Origin of the sequence: Richelia sinica FACHB-800, assembly GCF_014698825.1 — a bacterium.
Taxonomy (GTDB): Bacteria; Cyanobacteriota; Cyanobacteriia; order Cyanobacteriales; family Nostocaceae; genus FACHB-800.
Genome location: NZ_JACJTT010000021.1, coordinates 18549 through 41865 on the forward strand (window position 1 = coordinate 18549; position 23317 = coordinate 41865).

Consider the following 23317-nt stretch of genomic DNA (forward strand, 5'->3'; position numbering starts at 1 on the left):
GAGAGAAGCCAAGTATCAAGAAATTGCTACTCTTCTGCGTAAAACTTCCAACAGAGTAGTGAAGGTTGGGGGAATAGGTGCTGTAACTGCAATTAAATTTTCGGTTATGGGATGTTGTAACTTTAAACGCCACGCATGGAGTGCTTGACCAGGCAAGTTTACCCCCACGGAACGACCAGAACCATAAAGGGGGTCACCAACTATGGGATGGCCGATTTTAGAACTATGAACGCGAATTTGATGAGTTCGTCCCGTTTCTAGTTGGAAGTGAATTAAGGTGTAATTGCCTAAGCGTTCTTGAATCCGCCAATGGGTGACTGCCAATTTTCCTCCTTGTTCAGGGGCAATAACAGCCATTTTTTTACGGTCTTGGGGATGACGACCGATAGGTAAGTCAATGGTTCCACTTTCGGTTTTTGGGGCACCGTAGACCACACCTAAATATTCCCGTCTGGCGGTTTTGGCTTGCAGTTGGGCTTGTAGGTGTTGATAGGCTAAATCAGTTTTGGCAATGGCGATCGCACCGGTGGTATCTTTATCTAAACGATGGACTATTCCCGGTCTTTGGACTCCTCCAATTCCCGGTAAGTTGGGACAATGGGCTAATAAAGCATTGACTAGAGTTCCGTCAGGATGGCCGGGTGCAGGATGGACTACTAAACCGGCGGGTTTGTTGAGAATCAGTAACTGCTCATCTTCATAGAGAATGTCTAAAGGTATATCTTCCGCTTGTAACTCCAAGGGTTGCGCTTCAGGAATCTCTAGAGTAATGCGATCGCCTATTTTCAGATTTATCTTTTTTGATGTGCATACTTGACCATTTAATTGGACATTACCCTGCTCAATTAATTGCTGGATACGAGAACGCGATAAATCTGTTAACTCCTGGGATAGGTAGCGATCAAAACGTTCACTGTTGGCTTGAACTTGAAGATGAATAGCAGTCACCTGAAATTACTTATAACCTGATATTTTTATTACGCTACTCACCATTTTAACAGTATTAATTAACAAAAAAGTCATATACTCCAGAAAAAAAATGAAAACTTTGCATTCATGCCCTAAAAGTTGAGTTAGATTAGCAAAATATACAGAAAAACTAACCCCTTCTAACCATAATATTGTCTGGCGAGAAGACCATCGTTTTTCTCCTTTGGTAATTGTGGGTTTATCTACTACATTTATTAGCTTCTCATCTACTAGTGAGTGGTTTTACTGTGCCAATAAATGCACCTGATACAAGATGAGAATATTGGTGAATTGCCAACCACTAATTCACTGGTTAAAATTGAACTTTTTAATTACAGCTTTGAGCAGTTTGCATGAAAACACTTCCTATTAGTAGATACAGGTTTTTTCAAAAATTACAACCTCTATCGCTGTTGCAAAAAATTACCAGTCCTGCCTTTACTGGTTGTTTGCAAGTATTTAGTGCCAATGGCGCTTGGTCAATTTATATGGAGGAAGGAAAGTTAACTTATGCGTGTTACTCAGAGCAAATGTTTGAGCCTTTGTACAGAAATTTGCAAACTTTAAGCCAGCAAATTTCTACTTTACCCAGAGGCATTAATGAGCAATTAAAGGTCATTTTTGAAAAGGAAATTGAAAATCAAGCTATTCCCAATCCTGACTATCTGGCTATTTGTTGGTTAGTCAATCAGAAGTACATTAGCAAAATTCAAGCAGCAGTATTAATTGAAAGATTGGCTGTAGAGGTGCTTGAATCATTTTTAGAGTTAGAAGTAGGTAGTTATGAATTTATCCCTGAAACATTTTTAGATGATTTACCTAAGTTTTGTCATTTAAATTTGCGCTTATTAGTGGAACAATATCAAGCCGCAGCTAAAGTCGTTCCCAATCAAGCTAATCATACTGTCAGAGAAAATCATCCACAACCTACCAATAATTATCAAGCTACTAAGCTCTCTGACTATAAAATCAAGCATCAGACTAAGCCTTTAGTATGTCCACCATCAACTACAAAAAAAGTTTACAATATCTTTTGTATTGATGATAATGCCACAGTTTTAGAGACGATTAAAGGTTTTTTGGACGAAGAAATTTTTTCTGTCATTGCTTTAACTGATTCATCTCAAGCATTAATGGAAATTTTGCGGGTTAAACCAGCACTCATTTTGCTTGATGTTGTGATGCCACATTTAGATGGCTATGAAGTATGTTCTCTATTGCGAAAACATACTTATTTTAAGAATACACCAGTAATTTTGATGACAGAAACCAGCAGTCTACGAGATAAAGCCAAAGCCAAAATGGTGAAAGCTACAGGTTATTTGCAAAAGCCATTTACGCAAGGAGATTTGTTGAAGATTCTATTCCATCATATGGTATAAAATCAGGGATGACTGTATATTTTTATCAGTCATCTTATTTAACTATTTTTTAGATTGGGACTCAATTAATAATAAGCTATATATTGAACGCAGATACCCACAGCTAAATATGGGTCAATTACGTGGTGCATGATTGTGTTTTTATATAAAAAATATATTTCCTCACAATTATCTAGTAATTTACGATAAATATTTTGCTCATAGTTATGGAAAAAGCCTATTTAATCTCTAGCAATAATTTTATATAGAGACAATTAGAAAATTTCTGGTTATTCCTATGTCAAGATTTACTCATGTAAAGAATAATTATATTTAGTTATTTGGTTACAAATTAGTCAGTATTAAATCTATAGTTTATAGTGTGTTTACAAGGTATTGATCATTACTGTAGAATAAAAACAGCATGATTGGGATGTTCTCTTCGTTAAATTCCTACGCTGGCAACAATAACATTAATCTTAATTAACATGATGAATCGCTTCATGTCTTTTGTGCTTGCGGGTCTAGTAGCATCCATGTCAGCTTTTTCTAATATTGAGAGTGCTGATGCTGCACCGCGCAGATATTATCGCCACTGTCATCGTCATGGCTATGTTCACCACCGCAGACATTATCGCCGTCATTACTATCGTCCTGTAAGTCGCCATCACCGACATAGAAGATATCGCCTGCGTCGTTCTCATCATCATTATTATCGCCCAGTTCATTACCATCGTTCCTATTATTATCGTGGACATGGACATCGTTATCGTAGATATAACCGCTACTACGGTTACTAATAGTTAATCTGATTTTTTGTAGGGGGGAAATATGATTATCAACCCCTACAACACAGGTTTTTGATTCAGCTTGAAAGGTTATGAGTTATATTCTTTTTAAAATCAAAAATTGGTAAGGCTATCATGTCATTAGTGTTTTCAAATTAAACATATACAGGACTTACGCAAAATATCTGTGAAACTGTCTTTCCTATCCCTTCGGGACGCTGCGCGTTAGCGGAGCTTTCGCTTTAGCGATACGTGGTTCGATTCTTCCCTAGTTTGTGCGTAAGTCCTAATAGATTGAAAAGAGTTAATTTTGACTCGGTATAATAAGTAGGTTAGTTGAACAAATAGGAATTAATTTAATTCTCTATACTAATCTACAGGTTTTATGAATGTTGATATTCCTGTCACTGCACTCTCAGTAGCTGGGTTAACCGACTATCTGCGGTTGTTATTAGAACAAGATGAGATACTCAGACAAGTTTGGGTGACTGGTGAAGTTTCTAGTGCAAATCATCATCGGAGTGGTTTATTTTTCACTCTTCAAGACCCCGATGGCACAGCTGCGATTAAATGTGTAGCCTGGAATAATCAATTGGCAAAGTTAGCACAGATGCCTGTTCCCGGTGAGCAGTTAATTATTTTAGGCAGTATTCGACTGTATCCACAACGAGGAGAATATCAGTTAACAGTCTGGCAAGCTTTACCTGGGGGTGTTGGTTTACAAGCATTACGCTATCAACAACTGAAAAACCGCTTGCAAGCTGAAGGATTATTTGATATTGATAGAAAGCGATCGCTCCCTCTGCATCCCCATACTATCGCTGTCGTCACCTCTCCCACCGCAGCAGCTTGGGGCGATATTCAAAAAACCCTCAAACATCGATATCCTGGCTTACATGTCCTCTTTTCACCCGCTACAGTGCAAGGAGAACTAGCACCACCATCCATAGTCAAAGCCATTCAACGAGTAGAAAGGGATGGACGCGCACAAGTATTAATTTTATCTCGTGGTGGTGGTGCAGTGGAGGAATTAGCCTGTTTTAATGATGAAAGAGTGGTTATGGCTGTTGCTAATTGCCAAATTCCCGTCATTACTGGCATAGGACATCACCGAGATGAATCTTTAACAGATTTAGTGGCTGATATGTGTTTACACACACCCACAGCCGCAGCAGAAAAGGTCGTGCCTTCACTCTCTGATTTATATTTTCAACATCAACAACGAATTACAACTTTGTCTCAAGCCGTAAATTCATCCTTAGCAGAACAAGCAGACCAACTGCAAGGATTAAAAAATCGGTTGCGGAGGTTGCGGTTAGATAGACAAGTGGAACAGGAAACCAACAAACTATCTTGGAAGCGTCAACAACTGATACAGATAACCACAGGGAAAGTGCAACAAGCCACCCAGCATTTAGAAATGCTACGCCAAAAATTGGCCAGTATCGACCCCCAAGCGGTGTTACAGCGGGGATATGCTGTGGTGAGGCAAGAACAGGGTGACATAGTTCGCGCTGCCTCAGAATTGACCATAGGACAAGATTTACTGATTCAATTGGCCCAAGGTGAGGTAAAAGTTAAAGTGGTGGAAGTGAAGAAACCACCAAAACCCAGAGGACGCAGAGGAAGTAATGGTCAAGCGTAATAATGCTGCTAATTCTGATTTCCTAGCAAGTGGCAGTTATGAAGAAAAGGTAGCAGAAATAGAGCAAATTATCACCCGCATTGAAAAAGGTGAATTGCAATTAGCAGATGTATTTGCACAATTTGCTACTGCGGTGGAATATTTACGTCAATGTGAAAACTTTTTACAACAGCGTCAGCAACAGGTAGATTTGTTGATTGAAACTTTGCAGGATGAAAGTTAGAACAATAATATAGTGTTGATCACAATAGACCTCTGGTGAAAATGAATGTAGAGACGTTCCGGCGGAACTTCTCTACAAGGGTTTCAAACCACGCACATTTAATTACCACCAGATATCTAATAGGCAGACAATTTCAACATCCACAGCTAGTAACCAATAAAGTACGGAATTATCTACATTTATCTGCGTTCATCCGCGTTTAATTATTACCAAAAACAGCATAAACTTTTTGTTGATTAACCCGACAAAAGGAGATAGCTGTGACTAAATTCTTATTTGTAACTGATTTAGACCATACCCTAGTTGGCGATGATGATGCGCTGCAAGAGTTAAACCATCGTCTACAAACACACCGAGAGGAACATGGTACAAAAATAGTTTACGCTACAGGGCGATCGCCCATGTTGTACCGCGAACTCCAAGCCGAAAAAAATCTCCTGCATCCAGATGCGCTGGTTTCATCTGTAGGTACAGAAATTTATTTGCATAATAGCGATGTACCAGATCCTAGCTGGTCACAAGTCCTCTCTCCCGGATGGCAACGGGAAACAATTGTATCTGTTACTAAGCAGTTCCCTGAATTGATTCCCCAACCCGATTCAGAACAACGGCCTTTCAAGGTCAGCTTTTTCCTTAAGGAGGAATTGGCAGGAATTATACCACAGCTTGAGTCAGAGTTGCAAAAAATTAAATTAAATATAAAGTTAATCTATAGCAGTGGTATTGACCTTGACATTGTTCCCCGAACCAGCGATAAAGGTCAGGCAATGCAGTTTCTACGTCAAAAGTGGGATTTTGCAGCGGAACAGACTGTCGTTTGCGGTGATTCAGGCAATGATATTGCATTATTCACCGTGGGGGAAGAACGGGGAATCATTGTCGGAAATGCTCGTCCAGAGCTAATCCAATGGTACAAGCAGTATGCTGCTCACCATCACTACCTAGCACAAAAATTTTGTGCTGGTGGAATTATGGAAGGACTAAAACACTTCGGTTTCTTAACATGATTAGTTATTTAAAAGGAATTGTTGCAGGAGTTCAAGCAATTAGTCCTAATCGGACAAATTTGACTCTAGAAGTGAATGGAATGGGGTATGATTTACAAATTCCCCAACGCCTCGCCCAGCAATTAACCAATACTGGGGAAGAGGTACAAATTTTTACCCATTACCAGATTCGGGAAGAAATACCTTTACTGTATGGGTTTTCTTCCCCGGCTGAACGGGATTTATTCCGGCATTTGCTGTCTGTCACTGGCATAGGTGCTGCTTTAGCGATCGCTCTTTTGGATACTTTAGAATTACCTGAGTTAGTCCAAGCGATTATTGCTGCTAATGTGCAAATGCTCATTCAAGCTCCTGGTGTGGGCAAGAAAACCGCCGAACGCATTTGTTTAGAATTGAAGAGCAAATTGATTGAATGGCGGAAATCAGCCGGATTTTTCGTGGCTACAGGTGGCCCTGCACCAGGCATTTTAGAAGAAGTGCAAATGACCCTATTTGCCTTGGGATATACTGCCCATGAAGTTAGTCACGCCTTGCATGTAGTCAGCGAAGACATTGGTTTACCCAAGGATGCCTATGTGGAAGACTGGATTAAACAAGCTATCGCCCATCTAAGTAGCAGCGAAATTGAGGTGAGAAATTCCTAATTTGTGACGAATGAATACTAACCCTTATGCTTGGATAGAACAATCTCTAGCCACAATTCATCGGGCTGACTGGTATCGTTCAGTACAAACTATACAGAGTCGTCCTGGTGCAAAAGTTATCCTCGAAGGAAAAGAAGTCATTAACTTTGCCAGTAATGACTACTTAGGTTTAGCTGGAGATGAGCGATTACAGAACGATGCAATTGCTGCTATCCAAGAATTTGGTACAGGTAGCACAGGTTCTAGATTACTCAGTGGACACAGGGAATTACACAGAGAATTAGAAAGAGCGATCGCATCTACCAAACAAACAGAAGATGCGGTAGTATTTAGCTCAGGCTATTTAGCGAATCTAGGTACAATTACTTCCCTAGTTGGCAAAAAAGATTTAATTTTATCAGATATATATAATCATTCCAGCCTAAAAAACGGGGCAATTCTCAGTGGTGCAACAATCATTGAATATCCCCATTGTGACATTGCCACATTAACGGCAAAACTCCATCAAAATCGTCACAATTACCGCCGTTGTCTAATTATTACTGATAGTGTCTTCAGTATGGATGGAGATTTATGTCCCCTACCAGAACTGTTAGATATAGCTGAAGAATTTAGCTGTATGTTACTCATCGATGAAGCCCATGCTACCGGAGTCATAGGTAAAACTGGGGCTGGATGTGTAGAGTATTTCGGATGTACAGGTAGAGAAATCATTCAAATTGGTACATTAAGTAAAGCCTTAGGTAGTTTAGGCGGATATGTCGCAGGAAACAGTAACCTCATTGACTTTGTACGTAACCGCGCCCCTAGTTGGATTTACACAACTGCCCTTTCACCCGCAGACACAGCAGCAGCCTTAGCCGCATTTCAGATAGTACAACAGGAACCCCAACGTCGCCAGCAACTTTGGGCCAATGTTGATTATTTAAAACAATTAATTACCAATAATTTACCTAAATTAAAAATATTACCTTCCCAATCACCAATATTATGCTTTCAATTATCTGACGCAGCCACAGCAGTAATAGCAGGTAAATATTTAAAAGCAGCGGGCATTTTTGCTCCCGCAATTCGTCCCCCCACAGTCCCTACTAGTCGCATCAGAATTACCATGATGGCTACCCATCAACTCGAAGAAATTGATCAATTAGTGCAAGCTTTGGAGCATTTTAATTTGTAACCCTAAAGTCCCCAAAAAAAAAGGTCTTTTTAGACCTTTCAATAATTTACTATATATAATCTTTGGTTTATAGCAATTACAGCAACCCAGTATTTGTACCTTGCTTACCAGTTGCCAATTCCACCTTAACAATTTTGCCACCCATTTTCATAATGCGTTGTTGCTCACGAAACCAGTTTTCAAAAGGAACTAGTTTGGTGAAGTAGGTGTTTTGTAATTCACGTTGGGTGCGAATCCGGGTTTGGCTAGGAACGCAAGCAGTTACTTTAAATAAACGGGCCATGTTTGTGAAATCTCCTGTATCGTTTGCGGAAACTTTTTTATCTCAAAACCTGGAGAGTAAATCTTTAATTATTTTTCTCAAAGTCTGGAAATCAATCATCAATACTAGACCGCTAATACTCCAATTTCAGCAATATCACGTTCTAAAACTCACGATAGATTTCCAGACCTGAATAAAGCCGCACCTAAATCATTAAGTGCAAAGCAAATTCTAGCTCAAGCCAGAGGAGATGTAGTCTAAGTAAACGCCCATTTCCTTACCAGCGTCGGGACCTACCAAGCTAGCGGTTACTTCTTTGATAGCTTGGATAGCTTGAACGGTAGCACCAACGGGTACGCCCAAGGAGTTGTAGGTTTCTTTCAAACCATTGAGTACGCGCTCATCTAGGATGGAAGGATCGCCAGCGAGCATAGCGTAGGTAGCATAACGCAAGTAGTAGTCTAAGTCGCGAATACAAGCAGCATAGCGACGGGTGGTGTACATGTTACCACCGGGACGGGTGATATCAGAGTACAACAAGGACTTAGCTACAGCTTCTTTAACAATCGCAGCAGCGTTAGCGCTGATGGTGGTAGCTGCACGAACGCGCAGTTCACCGGTGGAGAAGTAGCCTTTTAATTTTTCTAAAGCAGCGGTATCGAGGTACTTACCTTGAACGTCTGCGGAGTTAATGACAGCGGTAATTGCGTCTTGAGCCATGTTTTTAATTCCTTATTTCCAACCTTATTGCAATAGTTTCATTTCAGTAGGGAAGAAACTCAACCTACGCTAATGCACCTACTACGTAGTCAAAGTAAGAGCCAGCTTCAGAAGCGTCTTCAGCAGACAATAGAGTAGAAGCAACGCTCTTCATAGCAGCAACGCCACCAGCAACTGCATCGATGGGGGTGCCTAAAGACTTGTACATTTCGCGTACGCCAACGATACCGATTTCTTCGATGGGGGTAACATCGCCAGCAACGATACCGTAGGTAACTAAGCGGAGGTAGTAGTCGAGGTCACGCAAGCAGGTAGCTGTCATTTCTTGACCATAAGCGTTTCCACCAGGAGAAACAACATCAGGGCGCTTTTGGAACAGTTGGTCGCCAGCTTGCTTAACGATACGCTCACGGTTGTCGGTCAATACTTGAGCGATGCGGAGGCGTTGTGCGCCACCAGCGGTGAAGCTCTTGATCCGATCTAATTCACCAGGGCTCAGATAGCGAGCTTCTGCATCAGCATTCACGATGGACTTCGTGACGATACTCATTAATGGAATCCTCCAAAACTAATGAAACCAGAATAATGAACTGGTGTAATTTCAATTGGTTGATAGTAGCTCTGTACGCAAATACATTGTGAGTTTGCTTGAGTTATTACAGACGCAAGCTGGAAAACTCAGCTACCTTCCGCAAAATATTCTCCGGCATTATGTTGAGCATTTATGACTGCTCTTAATAGTTTGTAACATTGTCTTTCAGATTTACTCTCATTCTGAGAGTCCCAAAGCCGGATTTACAGGGAAATAACAGGAATATAGATAGGTAACAGGGAATAATTTACATTTCCTCTGTCACCTACCACCTGTGATTCGTCACCTAATGTCTAGCTGTTGGTAGAACGACCTGTTAACACAGCAGGAGACAAACTAGACCAAGATTGTTTCACTAGGTCAGATGCTGCCTTAACACTACCTAAGTAGTTACCAGCAGGTAGGGATGGGAAGCGGTTGTAAGGTACAACATCTTCTCCAAAGTAGCGAGCGTATTCAGGGCTATTCACAATTGCCTCTACAGCCGCTCTCAAGCCGCTATCAGCCAATAGTTTGTTGTATTGACGAATTTCACCTTGAGTAGCTGGTGCACGTCCCAGCAGGTGACGGAATAGGAATTCAATCACTTTGGTGTTGGGATAGGGGGTGTAGAAGCGCTTGCGATAAATTTCGGAGCTAGCCAGTTCTAGAACGAACTCACGCACGGTAATTTCACCATTACGCAGTTTGCTGTCTAAGTCACTGCGACGCAGATAATCAGGGATTTGTCCGCTAAATACGTCCATCACTTGAACGTAGATGGCATTAATCACTTGATTAGCTTCTGCTTTGTTAGCACCGATGGTAGCACGGTAAATGCGGGTAGGTTTACGACGGCTAGTACCCACACCTACTTCTACAGACTGACCACGACCATCGTTGAAGGAACGACCCAACTCGATGAACAGAGGTTTGGTCTTGTCCATTTGTCGGGCTTGAGCCGCCAAATCTGCGATCGCCTTCGCTAAAATTGGCGTATTCTCAGACTTAATCCGTGCCTTCACAGGTTCAAAGCTAGGCACAACCAAATCGTTATTTTGCTTAGTTAATTGGTTGTAAAGCTTCTCGGTATTGGGGAAGTTAGCCGCAGGTAATGTGGGGAAGCGACGATAAGGTACTGTATCTTCACCAAACACTTGAGCATATTCAGCACTATTCACCAGGGCACCGATAAAGGCGCGAATCCCTTGAGTAGCCAAAATTTGGTTGTACTTGCGGATTTCTGCTTGGTCAATGGGTGCACGTCCCAAGAAATGCTTTGTACCCAACTCAATTACCTTGGTGTTGGGATAGGGCGTATAAAATTCCTTGAGATACAGGTTAGAGTAACCCAAACCTTCAATAAATTCCTTCACAGAAATCTCGCCGTTACCCAGCTTGCTTTCTAAGTCAGTGAATTCATTCTTAGCAATGTAGGGAGCAATATCACGCTCGAAAATCTGACGGTAAGCAGCACTAATTAAAGTTTGAACTGCTACTTTATCTTCAGTGTTAGCAACCAGCTTGAATATCTTGGTTTGCTCACGCTGCTTGGTCACACCTTGATTAATGCGGAATTCAATATCTGGTGCTGTTCGCATTTCTGCCACAGTACCCAATTCCACAAACCGTGGAGTTTCTTCCTTCTGCACCTTAGCGGCGACATCTTCACGGATGCTGCCTACACGCAACTGACGTAGTGCCACACCAGCAGGTGTTAAATACCGTTCGTAAGGAACTGTATCTTCATTGAAAGCTTCACTGTATTCAACACTGTCAATGATGGCATCAACTACCGCGTAGAAGCCCTTCTTAGCAGCAATATCGAAATACTTGTTGTTTTCTTGACGACCGTAGGTAGGACGACCTAATAAGCGACGGTGAATGTATTCAATGGACTTACATACATATAAAGAAGTCCAGTACATCTTCCGGAATAAATCTGATTTCGCCAAAGCGCGAATAAATTCCCGTACAGAAATTTCCCCGTTTTCCAGTTTGATTTCTTGTACTTTCAGCCGTTGTCCTTCATAAACGTCACGACCGAATACTTGGAGGTAAGCGGCCCTAATTACTGCTTGGGTAGAGCTTTCGGAGAATTTAACACTAGCACCCTTGGCAGCTTTCTTGCCGATAGTACCGGGTAATTGGTCTAATTTGAAAACTTTGGGGCCCAATGAACCAGGGGCTACTCCTCTAGCACCAGGGTTGCTCACTTGGTTATTAATACCAGGCCCTTGGTGAATTAAGATGCGTCGAGTATCTTTACTAAACGGTGCGGGGCTGCTGCTGGGGTTACGAGTTTCTTTCGGGAAAATCGCTCCGAATTGGATTTCTAATGGGTCGTTACCAGAACCATAGGGGTGTTGATCAGGTAAGGGCTGTTCGTAAGCAGCAAAGGTGGTAATAAATTGAGGTACTTTGCGGAAAGGCGCACTGTAGTTGAAGAGGTCTTGTTGTGGACCCCAGTTGCGACATTCTTGAGCTTCTTGACCAAGACCACGAATGTAGGGAACTGTTTCTTCACCAAAGTAATCGCTATATTCCTGAGAATCTACCAACGCATCAACTAAAGCAGGTAGACCACCGTTGGAAATAATGGCAAAGTATTTTTGTACTTCTTCACGGCTGCTGGGGCCTCTACCTAAAATGTGGCGGAAGGCTAATTCAATTACCCGGCTGTTAATAAAAGGCTGGTAAAACTGTTTTTGGTAAAGGGGAGATTTGGCTAAACGGCGGATAAACTCCTTCATGGAGATGTCGCCATTTTTGACTTTAGATTCCAAATCAGAGATGGACAAGCTGTAAGCACGGGTAATGTCGCGCTCAAACACTTGACGGTAAGCAGCTTTGACTACTTCTGTTTTTTCGCTGAAGGACAACCCAGGTTTCATGACAAACTTGGGACGGCGTTCTGCGGAGTTGAAGTAGATTTGTGGTAGTTGTAACCCTTGCTGGTCTCCAGAGGGACGTTGCCGCAGTTTGGTGGATGGTGTTGGTGCTTGGAATTCTGTCAACAACACATCCATGTATTCGGTAACGATGTCTGCGGCTACAGGGTCTTTGCGGAAATAAGACAGGGAAGCCGCTTTGATTTCTTGTAAAGCAACTAATGTAGCTTCACCGGAACAAGCATTTTCAATAATTTCTCGCAAACCTCTAGTGTTGACAGCGATGATGTTGGGGTCGCCGGCAACGATCGCATAAGTAGCATAGCGTAAGAACCAGGATAAATCCCGCAAGCTCTTAGCCATGTTGCTGGGGCCGTAGCGTGCAATGTTAATGGGTCTAAAACCTGGAGGTGTAGGGCCACCTGCACTGGTGTTGAAAATGGAACGGAGGTTTTCAAAGAAGCCACCGCGGGTTTCAACATAGGTGACAGTACCTAACTTCATGCCCTCTTGGACATTAGTTGCACCCGCACCAACCATGACTACTTCTTGTTCTCTGGGCTTTTCTAAGAAAGCCATGGGTGAACCACCAACAAAGATCCGGTTGGCAGCCCTAGAGACGATAATCTCAGAATTTTCCGTCAGTACCTGAGCAATTTCCAGCCGTTTTGCGCCAGATGAAAAATAATTCGATAGTTCGCTCAGTTCACCTTTTCCTAAAAAGCGGTCTTGTTGTTCCGCTTGTGAGATGGTTGCTACTGTTAGGGTTTGATACAGTTGCGGGCGCGCAACTGAGCTTCCTCCACTCGCCTTAACACTCATCGGATTTTTAAAACTCCTATCATAATGTTTTATGTGTTAAGTCTGGGTCGCTTGGGGCTTGACACTCATGTGCCTTTTATGCCTTAGGGATACTGCCTTCAGAAATGCCAGTAAATTAACCCAGTCAGCTTTTAGATTAGAACGTTTTGCGTTTGCGCTGCTAATTTATTAAGAAGTATGTCAAACCTGTAATCTAAATGCAGTCAGAAGGGCATGTCAGGATTAAAACTTGATTAACATCTGTATAAAGTTTATTTTTATACATTTAATCAGGTTTAATTTAAATTTTTGGTATAAAATATATTGTAAATACTCATAAGTAAAGAAGAAATTTTGTCCTTCTTTACACCCGATTGATTCTCCAGAGAGGGAATCCCTATTCTTTTAAGTTAAGGTATAGAAAACACGGTTAATTAGTTGAAATTATGGGCTTTTTGTTGAGAATTGTCGGCTTAGGTTTACTAATTATGGGCATCTACTTGGTTGGGCAAAACATCATGTTTACAACCAATGTGAGTCCTTATTGGTGGCGGGGTATAGCGGCTGATACTTCCGTACTTACACTGACCATAGGAGTAATGATCTTGATTTTTTTCCCTAGAGGTATGAAAAATCTCGGCTGGATATCTATCGGCATGGGGATGATTTTTGTGTTTATGAGTAGTCGCGCGATTCTTAATCCTATGAGTCTCTGGCAATTTTTATTATCATTAGTTTTAATGTCAGCAGGTTATAAGATGTTTGCTTCGGGACGATTACCTGTTTAAGAGAATTTTGAATACAAGCTCTCTCACAGCAACTCCTGAAGAAGGCAGTGATATTGATTAGATAGATTTTAACAATTGGGCAATTTGTTGGTTAATTGTGGTGAGATTAAATTTTTGGCTGGCAGTTAGTTGTGCTTGTTTCCCTAGATTGGTAATTGTTTGTGGGTGCTGAATGCAGGTGTTGATGATTTCCGCCAGTTTTTGGGGGTGGTTCGGTGGAACTAAAAAGCCATTGATGTTATGTGCGATTAGTTCTATGGCTCCTCCAGCTTGAGAGGCAATTACAGGTTTACCACATAACATCCCTTCAACAATCACTCTACCAAAAGGTTCTGGGGCAGTGGAAGTATGGGCTATTAAGTCACAAGCTGCCATTAATTGGGGAATATCTGCGCGAAATCCTAAAAATTTAACTCTGTTTTCTAGTCCCTGTGCGCTTACTTGTGTATGTAATTCCTGCACATAATTTTTTTCTCCAAATAAGGCATCACCTACGAAAATAGCGATTACTTCTGGTGGACATTGAGCTAGTGCATTGATTAATATATGTTGTCCCTTCCAAGGGGAAAGACGGCTAAAATGTCCAATGACAAATTTACCTTCTATTCCTAATTGTTGTTTTAATCTGGCGATATCTTCAATGGCAGTATGATAATTTTCTGGGTGAAAGCCGTTATAAACAACTTTGACTATCTCTGATTTCCCACCAGCTGCCACAAATGCAGCTTGACTAGCTTGGGAATTAGCTATCACTAAGGATGCACAACGGTTAGCTAGGGTAATGGCAACTCGTAGGTTTGTGGGGCTAAAGTGTTCTAGGGAAAGAATGTCGTGTAAATGATAGACGAGGGGACAACGGGTTAATACACTAGCGATCGCACCAACTACTAAAGCTTTTTGTGTATTAGCATAGATAATATCAAAGTTTTTCGCCTGTTGAATGACTTGAGCAATTAACGGTGTGATTGTTCCCAAACTGGTTAATGCTGGAATCAAGCCACTTTCTTTTTTGACTTTGATGGACTTTTCGGTGAGAACTTGCACGGGAATTTGCTGCTGTTCCAGTAAATCTTTAAAGTCACCGTTAGCAAATAGACCTACTAGAGATGTTTTTCTATAAGGTTTGGCAATGTCAATTAAACATAATTCTGCACCACCGGGTTTACCGCTTTGGTCTAAGAAGAGTATTCGCATATTTTTGGGAAATCAATTATTTTGTAGCTGTTCTTAATAAGACTTGTCGAACTTTTTGAGCAATATGAGTCCAATCATAATTAGTAGTTGTATATTCACGACATTCAGCCCTAGAAGGTAAAAATATTTTTCCTAAAATGGCTTGTTCTAAGGTATGAGCAATACTTGCGGATGTAATTGATTCTGTAATTAAATCTGGTGAGAATTTATGCAAGATTTCTGGCATTCCTCCCACTGGTGTACAAACTACAGGAGTACCACAAGCTAGGGATTCAATAATGGCTAATCCAAATCCTTCAAAGGATTGACTGGGCATAACTGTTAAATCAGCAGCTTGATAAGCAATTGGTAAATTAGCATCTGGTAAAAATCCTAAAAATTTGACGTGATTTTCTAAACCTAATTCATCAGCTTGTTGTTGCAGTTGGTTTTGAATATGACCACGACCAGCTATGGCTAACCAAATATCAGGAATGCGATTTTTAATGGTAGCAATTGCCTGTAAAAGTTTATCTATTCCTGTTCTGTATACTAATCTACGAGAAGTAAAAATGATGGGGCGATCGCTTGGCCAATTTAGGTGCATTCTTGCGGCTTTTGGTGATAGTTGGGGTTGAAAATGCTCAATATCTACACCACCAGGAATGACATGGATTTTGTGTCCAGGAATTTGATATCTTTGATGTAAAATGTTACCAAAAGCTTGACTAAGAACAATAAAGCGATCGCATCGGTTGTAGGTATTTTTTTCAATTAGCCATTCTTTTAAGAGAATACTCAGTTTTTTATCAACTACTTCCTGTTGACTTTCCGCAGCCCAAGGCCCATGGAAGCTGAAAGTAATAGGTATATCTTTGGGGAGAATATCTAAAATAGGAAAACTGTAGAGGGCAAAATGTAAATTAATGGCATCGGGTTTATCTACTCTAGTTTTCTGAAAATTTTGCCGAATAGACCACAATCTTTGGTAAATTGGGCTACTGGGATTAGCTAAATTAGTTAACTTAATGAGTGGATTTTCTGAACTTTTAGGTATACCAACTCCACAAAGTTCTATTTTGTCCTGATTAGCAGCTAATTGATGTGTTAATTCATAGATATATCTTTCCAAACCACCTGGTGTTTGCGGAAACCAACCAGTTCCTAAAGTAAGTATTGATGCTGTTTCTAATTCATAGTTTTTGTTCTTACTTGCCACTGGTATATCTTCTCCCATATTTTTCACTACCACATATAGACATGCTTGTTGCTGCTTTTCTAGCGCATGTTTAAATAGTTTCTCTTGATTTTCCTCCTTTTATTCACCTGTCATATCAGGAAGGTGCCAAAAATCCTATCAAGATAAATCATTTCTAAAAAAATGTATATCGAGTTACTATTTTTTGGTTTTATTTTTATCCTAATAAAATAGTTAACCAATATTTATTCAATTGAAGAATAAAAATTTTAAAAAAACAATGTTTTCTTGATAAAGTTTTGAATAAAAATGTTTATTCTGAGGGAAGCTCTGTTACTTTATGTAGGTATTGTCCCACTAGTAATAACAAGATTTAAAATTTCCGCCAATCCTTCTCTGGAGTGATTTATAAATCAACGACAAACTGTATTAATAACCAGAACACAGCATTAATTGCATGGTAATTAGTGGCAACAATTACATTTATGCCCAGTGAATATGGTGATAAAAACTTGGGAAATTTCAATTAAATAAACAGGAAATAATTGCTGTAGTTACCCGGAAAACGATAAAGAATATATGAATAATTGGGAGCCAGCAATAAATTAATGATGTGGTGGTGCTTTGTATAAGTTGGCAGTCCTCAAAATGCTTCTTTAAAGCTTAATCTTGAGTGTTTTTATGAAAAACAGATTATTGCTTCCATTCCAAAAATTTATCCACAAGATAAATCAATACATCAATAATTTTTCTCGGCGTAGTAACAGATGGATTATACTCAGTTTTAACGGTTTATTGGGTTTAACTTGTGCATTATTGATTACATTTTTGGGAATGGCCATGGATAGGGCCAGTATCAGTCCCAACTCTAAAACTTATATAAAAATAGGCCTACCTTATCAAACTTCTTGGCTTGGTAATTCCATTGGTAATGGTAGACTGCGGGTGCAAAATAATATCGAATCAATGTATGTAGCTGCCGATGGTACTGTATATACAAATAGCCATTGGGATGAAGCAGCAGCGGAAGCTGGTATATACAAAGATGGTAAACCGATCGCTATTTTAGAAGATACCCACGGTTGGAATCGCATTGGTGGTAAGGCCATCACTGTAAATAGCAAATATATTTTCATGGCTATGATACAGGGAGGCATGAAAAGCGATAAAGAAGATTATCCACCAGAAGGTAAAAATTGGTATTGTGTGAGACGCTATACCCTCCAGGGAAAAGCTGCACCCTTTAAGGGAGGACGTGGTTGGGATAAAAGCATGTTAATTACCAGTACAGAAACTGAAGTTACTGGTTTAGCAAATATCGGTGATAAATTATTTGTCAGTATTGGTGGTGCGAACTTAGTTCGTGTTTACAATACGACCACCATGGAGGAAGTTAGCAGCTTTAGTGTGATTAATCCCGGTGCCATTACTGTAGACCGTCAAGGTACTTTGTGGATTATTCAAGCTAGAAGAGGCTTTATTCCTGCCACTGTGGCCCACTATTCACCAAAAGGAACGAAGTTAGCTGAACAGATTCTTGATGTTGTCGATCCTTCAGCGATCGCTATTGATCATCGAGGTAGATTGTTAGTAGCAGACAATGGCCCCCGTCAGCAGGTTCTAATTTACGATATCAGCAAGCAACCTACTCAAGTTGGAACTTTTGGCACCGAAAAGGGGATTTTTGGCGGTTTACCGGGAGAAGTTCATAGTTTAAAACTCTATGGCATCACTGGTATTGGTACAGATGCCACAGGCAATTTCTATATCAATAACAATGGTTTCAACAAATCTGGCACCGATTTGAGGATGTATTCACCTTCCGGTCAACAGTTATGGCAACTATTAGGATTGATATTTGTTGATAATGCCGATGCTGACCCAAAAACAGATGCAGCTAATGTCTTCACCAAGCATGAACAATATTTGATGGATTACAATAAACCGGCTGGTAGACAGTGGGTTTATAAGGCTTATACTCTCAATCCCTTTAAATATCCTCAAGACCCTCGTCTGCATACATCACCAGATGGCACATTTTTCCGTCGTATTCAAGGAAAGCCCTACCTGTTTCTGACGGATATGTATAATCAGTTTTTGCAAATTTATCGTTTCCAACCAGACACAGATGGGAAAATTGCCATTCCTGCGGGGATGTTTGTAGGCACTAATGCAGAAGGGAAAGAATCTATCCAAGGTAACTGGCCACCTCATCAACCAGTGAAGGGAGAATGGATTTGGCGCGATCGCAATGGCAATGGTGGATTTGATAAAACTGAATATGATAGCAGTGAAGATTATCCCTATATTGGGGGATGGTGGGTAGATAGCAAAGGTGATGTGTGGAAAACTTTACGCACCCAAGATGGTATTGGCATCCGTCATTATCCCTTACTGGGGATAGATGCTAAAGGTAATCCCATCTACAGCTACAAATCGATGGTGAAAGAAACCACTCCTAGTTTCATTACAGATATACGTCGCATAGAGTATTTTCCAGAAACAGATACTATGTATTTATCTGGTTTTACAAAAGAACATCCACCTGTGGGTGACGACTATGGAGTAGTAGGTTCAGAAATTGCTAGATTTGATAATTGGAGTCAAGGAAATCGTAATGCCACTTGGCGGGCTGTTGTTCCTTATGATACTACTGGTCAGCGTCAAATCTCCACAGCTGCCATGAGTATAGCCGGTGATTATCTATTTACAATTACAGTCAAAACAGCCGAAGTGTCGGTGTTTAACTTAGCCAACGGAGAACTAGTGAAAAAGTTCAGTCCAGGCCCAGAAGTTGACCAAGAAAGTGGTTGGGTTGATATACCCTATGGTATTCGTGCTTTCCGTCGTGCTAATGGCGAATATCTGTTATTTGCAGAAGAAAACTGGAAAGGTAAAGTTCTAGTGTATCAGTTACCTATCTAATCATTCTCATGATCTAGAAACCTTCATTCCAACTATCTTTTAGGAAATAACTCTATATTGGCGGTAATTGATTAATTTTAATTGCCGCTTTTTTATTTTATCTATTCTTAAATGTGATTATCTCTGTGCATAAATACATCTCTATAGTTATTATTATTAGACTTAAATTTATTTACACTTCATACTTTTATGCGAAATTAACACAAAAAACAAGAAATAAACAACCGAAGCTCAATTATGATGAAATTAATGATTTAGGTTCTTCAGAAAAATACATTTTTTGCTAACAGGTCACAATTATGCCAATTAAACATAAACATCAATAGCAGAACATAATAATTTATATATTTCTAGATTGTATTGATAAATTCAAATGACAATAAAACAGACAAATTCATATATTCATGCAAAACATCGCCTAAAATTAGTCACCAAATTACAACAATTGATTTTTTCTATCTAGTTTACACTTGTCTGGACACCAAATAAATTGAGAATCCAGTGATTTAACTTCACTAAAATTTATGCCAAGTAAAGCCATCTTAAAACAAATACAAAAATTAATTCCCATCTATTTGCTCAGATTATTGCAAGAACTTCATGCCAATTTAGTTTCTCGTTGGATTCTCACCTGGGGAAGTACACCACTGACCGTTAGTGAAAAATCAGTGCTGGTTTTTTCACCCCACCAAGATGATGAAACCTTCGGTTGTGGGGGCATGATTGCCATCAAACGTGAACAAAAAATTCCCGTCACCGTGGCATTTTTAACTGATGGACGAGGTTCACATGGTTTAGAAATACAAACTCAAAACCAAATTGTTCAAGTCCGTAAACAGGAATCATTAAAAGCATTAAGTATTTTGGGTGTAGAAGCTTCAGATATTTATTTTTTAGACCATCCAGATGGTAGCTTACAAACACTAGATTCATCAAGTAGAAAAAAAATTATTACTCAAATTATCGCCTTATTAAATTCTTGTAAACCAGGAGAGATATATGTTCCCCATCGTCTAGATTCTCATCAAGACCACGAAGCTACATACGAATTAGTTAAAGAAGCAATCGCCCAAATAGGAATGAAAGTCGAATTACTCGAATATCCTATTTGGTTATTTTGGCGAGCACCAGTATTTATTATGTTGAAATGGCAACATCTAACCGCAGCATATCGATTAGCCATTCCCTCGGTGCAGGAGAAAAAGCAGCAAGCTATTGCTATCTATAATTCTCAAACTCAAGTTTTACCTCATGGGTTTATCCAACAATTTACTAAACCCATGGAAATATTTTTTAAAACAGAATTCTAGCCTCAATTTCTGTAAATTAATTACTAGAGGAAAATTTTATATGCGAATTCTCCATATTACAAACCACGTCCAAAAAGTTGGTAATGGCATTGTAAATGTAGCTGTAGATTTAGCATGTTTACAAGCCAACGAAGGCTATCAAGTTGCTGTAGCCTCTAATGGAGGAGAATATGAAGAATTATTAGCAGATTATGGGGTTCAGCATTTTCAACTTGACCAGTCACGGACATTACCCAACATCATGAAAGCAGCTTGGTGTTATCGGCAGATTGTGGAGAACTTTCAACCGACGATTGTTCATGCTCATATGATGACGGGGATTGTACTTGCACGTCTTCTGAAATATACCAGTGGATATGGTTTAGTTTCTACAGTTCACAATGAATTTCAACGCAGTTCTGTTTTGATGGGTGTTGCAGATCGAGTTATTGCTGTGAGTAAAGCTGTAGCTGAGTCCATGACTCGCAGAGGAATTCCACCGCAAAAATTGCGTGTAGTGCCTAATGGAACTTTAGGAAGTCCAAGACACCAAAGCATCCATAGTTATGAACCAATTACCCTCAACCATCCAGCTATTACTACAGTAGCCGGAATGTATAGCCGCAAAGGAATTATTGAGTTAATTGAGGCTTTTAGTAAAATTGCCTTAGATTTTCCCCAAGCCCATTTATATCTAGTAGGAGACGGGCCAGAACGCGGTTTGTTTGAGGAAATTGCCAACAAAACACCCTGTAGCGATCGCATTCATTTTGAAGGTTTTCAACCCGAACCGCAACGGTACATGTTAGAAAGCGATATTTTCGTCCTCGCTTCTCACTGCGAATCCTTTGGTTTAGTCCTCACAGAAGCTAGAGAAGCAGGTTGTGCCATTATTGCCTCCGATGTAGATGGTATTCCCGAAACATTAGATCATCGTCAAGCTGGCATTCTTGTGCCACCGAAAAATAGTCAAGCCTTGGCAAATGCTTTAGCCCAACTACTCAGCAATTCTCAACAACTTGCTTATTGGAAACATCGTGCCCAACAAAATATAGAACGTTTCCACGCGGTAAGAGTGAATAAAGAAACAATTTCTGTTTATCGTGAATTAATCAAACAATATGATGTCGCCCCACGATTAGCAATGCAGAAATTATTAGTTAGTAAATAATAATTGTTACCAATGTTTTGGAGCGGGCTATTTAGCCCGCCTTTTGCATATTAATCATTTTTTGTCAATATTAGAACTTACCCGCCAGTCACAGAATAATGAGCCACCTATCGAAGACAGCGTTCGCACAGCAAAGGAAAGAGGGTTTGAGACATATCTTGCCTAACTGCTGAATATTTACAATCTAAAATACATAAATAATTTTTTATTGAAGGTTTAGTAAATTTACTGTAAATATATAAAATTTTTAATTAAGTAAAAATTAGATGAATTCACTAAAAAAACATAAAAAGATTCACTTTGTTTAATATTTAACAAAGTTACTGTTAAAACAAATTTTAATCATTACTTTTAATGCTTTTATATTGGTATCAAGTCAGGGAAATTGCTGATAAATGTCTGCAAATATGCAATTTATCACCATTATCCACCATGAAGATAAAAAATTCATTAATTTAATCCGATGAAGACAATAAATAAACAGAGTTTTGCTCTACCAGCATCACTACTGTTAGGAACATTTGGTATTTTTTGCTTTGATGTAAATCAAGCTAACGCCACCCTACTCATTAGCAATAGTGGCAGCAATACCATCACTATTTTTGATGAACAAACAGGCAGTTTTTTGGGTGATTTTACCACTCCTGGCAATGGTGGTTTACGTGACCCTGATGACTTAACCTTTGGGCCTGATGGCAACCTTTATGTGAGTAATGGTGGATCTTCTGCCTTGAATTTGTTTGACTCTTTATATCCCAACGATTCTGCCGTGTTGCGTTTCAGTCGCACTGGAGAATTTTTAGGTGTAGCGGCTTCTGGTAATGAGTTGATTCGTCCTTATGGTAATGCCTTTGGTCCCGATGGAATGCTCTATGTGAGTAGTTTTCGCACTAATCAAATATTGAAATTCAACCCCACAACCGGAGAATTTTTAGGCGTTTTTGCTTCTGATAATAATAATGGTCAAGGGTCTTTAAATGGGTTAAATGGCCCCAATGATTTGTTATTTGGCCCAGATGGTAGCCTTTATGTTACTACCCAAGGTTCTGCTAATGATCAAAATGGGGATTTGGATTATCTTTACGATAGCCAAGTTTTACGTTACAGTCCAGAACAGGTAGCAGGGATAGAACCTACTACAAACCCTAGTGTTTTTGTTTCCCAACCAACACCATTACCAGAAAGTTTTGGATTTGTTAGTTTACTAGGACTAGCTCTTGCACCGAACAATGATATCGTTGTTAGTGATTTTGCTGGAGGAATTCGTCGCTATAACTCGGCAGGAAATCTAGTTGATATAATTTCAACTAACTATACCAACACAATTTACAGCAGTAACTTTATTGGTAACTTAACCTTTGGAAATGGTGCTTTTAGCAATAATCTTTATGTTGCTGGTTTTGATTTTACTCAGAACAATATAGGCTCAATTTTAGCCTTCAATGGAGCGACTGGTAGTGAAACCAGTTTTACTGGTGTTGCATTTAGTAACCCTAATTTAGTGCGGTCTATTGGTATTACTGCGGTACCAGTTCCAGAAAAATCTACATTGGTATGGAGTCTAATTACCTTTGGTGCATTATGTGCAATTAGCCAGAAAAAGCGTAAAAATAAATTTATGCCAATGAGTAATTAAAAATTGCACAGAGATAATTTCATCAGGGTTTCATTTGTTATCTAGACAAACTATTGAGCAAGATAGTTGTTGATT

At 39.8% G+C, this 23317-nt stretch carries 19 protein-coding genes; 12 read left to right on the forward strand and 7 right to left on the reverse strand.

Features of this window, described 5'->3' with window-relative positions; translation table 11 throughout:
- Window positions 1-15: 15 nt before the first annotated feature.
- On the reverse strand, window positions 16-948 hold the full coding sequence (locus H6G73_RS14985; protein WP_190605815.1) for an RluA family pseudouridine synthase: 933 nt from the start codon (window positions 946-948) through the stop codon (window positions 16-18).
- A gap of 374 nt (window positions 949-1322) precedes the next feature.
- Between H6G73_RS14985 and H6G73_RS14990 the strand changes: the two genes are divergently transcribed.
- The 7 genes from H6G73_RS14990 to bioF all read left to right on the forward strand — a co-directional run bounded on the left by H6G73_RS14990 (window position 1323) and on the right by bioF (window position 7817).
- The gene (locus H6G73_RS14990; RefSeq protein ID WP_190605817.1) at window positions 1323-2351 is read left to right on the forward strand and encodes a response regulator; all 1029 of its coding nucleotides are present in this window, start codon (window positions 1323-1325) and stop codon (window positions 2349-2351) included.
- A 467-nt stretch (window positions 2352-2818) separates the two neighbouring features.
- Window positions 2819-3130, forward strand: a complete 312-nt coding sequence (locus H6G73_RS14995; RefSeq protein ID WP_190605819.1) for a hypothetical protein — start codon at window positions 2819-2821, stop codon at window positions 3128-3130.
- Window positions 3131-3503: 373 nt separating this feature from the next.
- A complete protein-coding gene (xseA, locus tag H6G73_RS15000) occupies window positions 3504-4763 on the forward strand; it encodes an exodeoxyribonuclease VII large subunit (RefSeq protein ID WP_190605821.1) in 1260 nt (419 codons plus the stop codon).
- On the forward strand, window positions 4750-4986 hold the full coding sequence (gene xseB, locus H6G73_RS15005) for an exodeoxyribonuclease VII small subunit (RefSeq protein ID WP_190605823.1): 237 nt from the start codon (window positions 4750-4752) through the stop codon (window positions 4984-4986). The genes xseA and xseB overlap by 14 nt, the downstream gene beginning before the upstream one ends.
- A gap of 260 nt (window positions 4987-5246) precedes the next feature.
- On the forward strand, window positions 5247-5993 hold the full coding sequence (locus H6G73_RS15010) for a sucrose-phosphate phosphatase (RefSeq protein ID WP_190605825.1): 747 nt from the start codon (window positions 5247-5249) through the stop codon (window positions 5991-5993).
- Window positions 5990-6637, forward strand: coding sequence for a Holliday junction branch migration protein RuvA (ruvA, locus tag H6G73_RS15015; protein WP_190605827.1), 648 nt, complete (start codon window positions 5990-5992; stop codon window positions 6635-6637). Before H6G73_RS15010 ends, ruvA begins: the two co-directional genes overlap by 4 nt.
- 10 nt (window positions 6638-6647) lie before the next feature.
- On the forward strand, window positions 6648-7817 hold the full coding sequence (bioF, locus tag H6G73_RS15020; protein WP_190605829.1) for an 8-amino-7-oxononanoate synthase: 1170 nt from the start codon (window positions 6648-6650) through the stop codon (window positions 7815-7817).
- Between the two features lie 76 nt (window positions 7818-7893).
- Here the strand turns inward: bioF and H6G73_RS15025 are convergent, their stop codons facing one another.
- The 4 genes from H6G73_RS15025 to H6G73_RS15040 form a co-directional block, all read right to left on the reverse strand.
- Window positions 7894-8100 carry a phycobilisome linker polypeptide gene (locus tag H6G73_RS15025; protein WP_045870451.1) on the reverse strand — a complete coding sequence of 69 codons (207 nt, stop codon included), beginning with the start codon at window positions 8098-8100 and terminating at the stop codon, window positions 7894-7896.
- A 210-nt stretch (window positions 8101-8310) separates the two neighbouring features.
- A complete protein-coding gene (gene apcB / locus H6G73_RS15030) occupies window positions 8311-8799 on the reverse strand; it encodes an allophycocyanin subunit beta (RefSeq protein ID WP_190605831.1) in 489 nt (162 codons plus the stop codon).
- A 64-nt stretch (window positions 8800-8863) separates the two neighbouring features.
- Window positions 8864-9349 (reverse strand): allophycocyanin subunit alpha, encoded by a 486-nt coding sequence (apcA, locus tag H6G73_RS15035; RefSeq protein ID WP_190605833.1) that lies wholly within the window; start codon window positions 9347-9349, stop codon window positions 8864-8866.
- A 335-nt stretch (window positions 9350-9684) separates the two neighbouring features.
- Window positions 9685-13083 carry a phycobilisome rod-core linker polypeptide gene (locus tag H6G73_RS15040; RefSeq protein WP_190605834.1) on the reverse strand — a complete coding sequence of 1133 codons (3399 nt, stop codon included), beginning with the start codon at window positions 13081-13083 and terminating at the stop codon, window positions 9685-9687.
- Between the two features lie 425 nt (window positions 13084-13508).
- On the opposite strand from H6G73_RS15040, the gene H6G73_RS15045 reads away from it, so the two are divergent.
- Window positions 13509-13850, forward strand: coding sequence for a hypothetical protein (locus H6G73_RS15045; RefSeq protein WP_190605836.1), 342 nt, complete (start codon window positions 13509-13511; stop codon window positions 13848-13850).
- A 57-nt stretch (window positions 13851-13907) separates the two neighbouring features.
- On the opposite strand, the gene H6G73_RS15050 is transcribed toward H6G73_RS15045, so the two are convergent.
- Both H6G73_RS15050 and H6G73_RS15055 read right to left on the reverse strand, forming a co-directional pair.
- Window positions 13908-15044, reverse strand: coding sequence for a glycosyltransferase family 4 protein (locus H6G73_RS15050; protein ID WP_190605838.1), 1137 nt, complete (start codon window positions 15042-15044; stop codon window positions 13908-13910).
- Window positions 15045-15060: 16 nt separating this feature from the next.
- On the reverse strand, window positions 15061-16260 hold the full coding sequence (locus tag H6G73_RS15055) for a glycosyltransferase family 4 protein (protein WP_190605940.1): 1200 nt from the start codon (window positions 16258-16260) through the stop codon (window positions 15061-15063).
- 642 nt (window positions 16261-16902) lie between these two features.
- Here H6G73_RS15055 and H6G73_RS15060 point away from each other — a divergent pair.
- The 4 genes from H6G73_RS15060 (at window position 16903) to H6G73_RS15075 (ending at window position 23242) form a co-directional block, all read left to right on the forward strand.
- Window positions 16903-19146, forward strand: a complete 2244-nt coding sequence (locus H6G73_RS15060; protein WP_190605840.1) for a hypothetical protein — start codon at window positions 16903-16905, stop codon at window positions 19144-19146.
- A 524-nt stretch (window positions 19147-19670) separates the two neighbouring features.
- Window positions 19671-20456: a PIG-L deacetylase family protein gene (locus tag H6G73_RS15065; RefSeq protein ID WP_190605842.1), complete on the forward strand. Its 786-nt coding sequence runs from the start codon at window positions 19671-19673 to the stop codon at window positions 20454-20456.
- Window positions 20457-20496: 40 nt separating this feature from the next.
- Complete coding sequence (locus tag H6G73_RS15070) at window positions 20497-21606, forward strand: glycosyltransferase family 4 protein (protein WP_190605845.1); 1110 nt, start codon at window positions 20497-20499, stop codon at window positions 21604-21606.
- 463 nt (window positions 21607-22069) lie between these two features.
- The gene (locus H6G73_RS15075; RefSeq protein ID WP_190605847.1) at window positions 22070-23242 is read left to right on the forward strand and encodes a Vgb family protein; all 1173 of its coding nucleotides are present in this window, start codon (window positions 22070-22072) and stop codon (window positions 23240-23242) included.
- Window positions 23243-23317 lie beyond the last annotated feature (75 nt).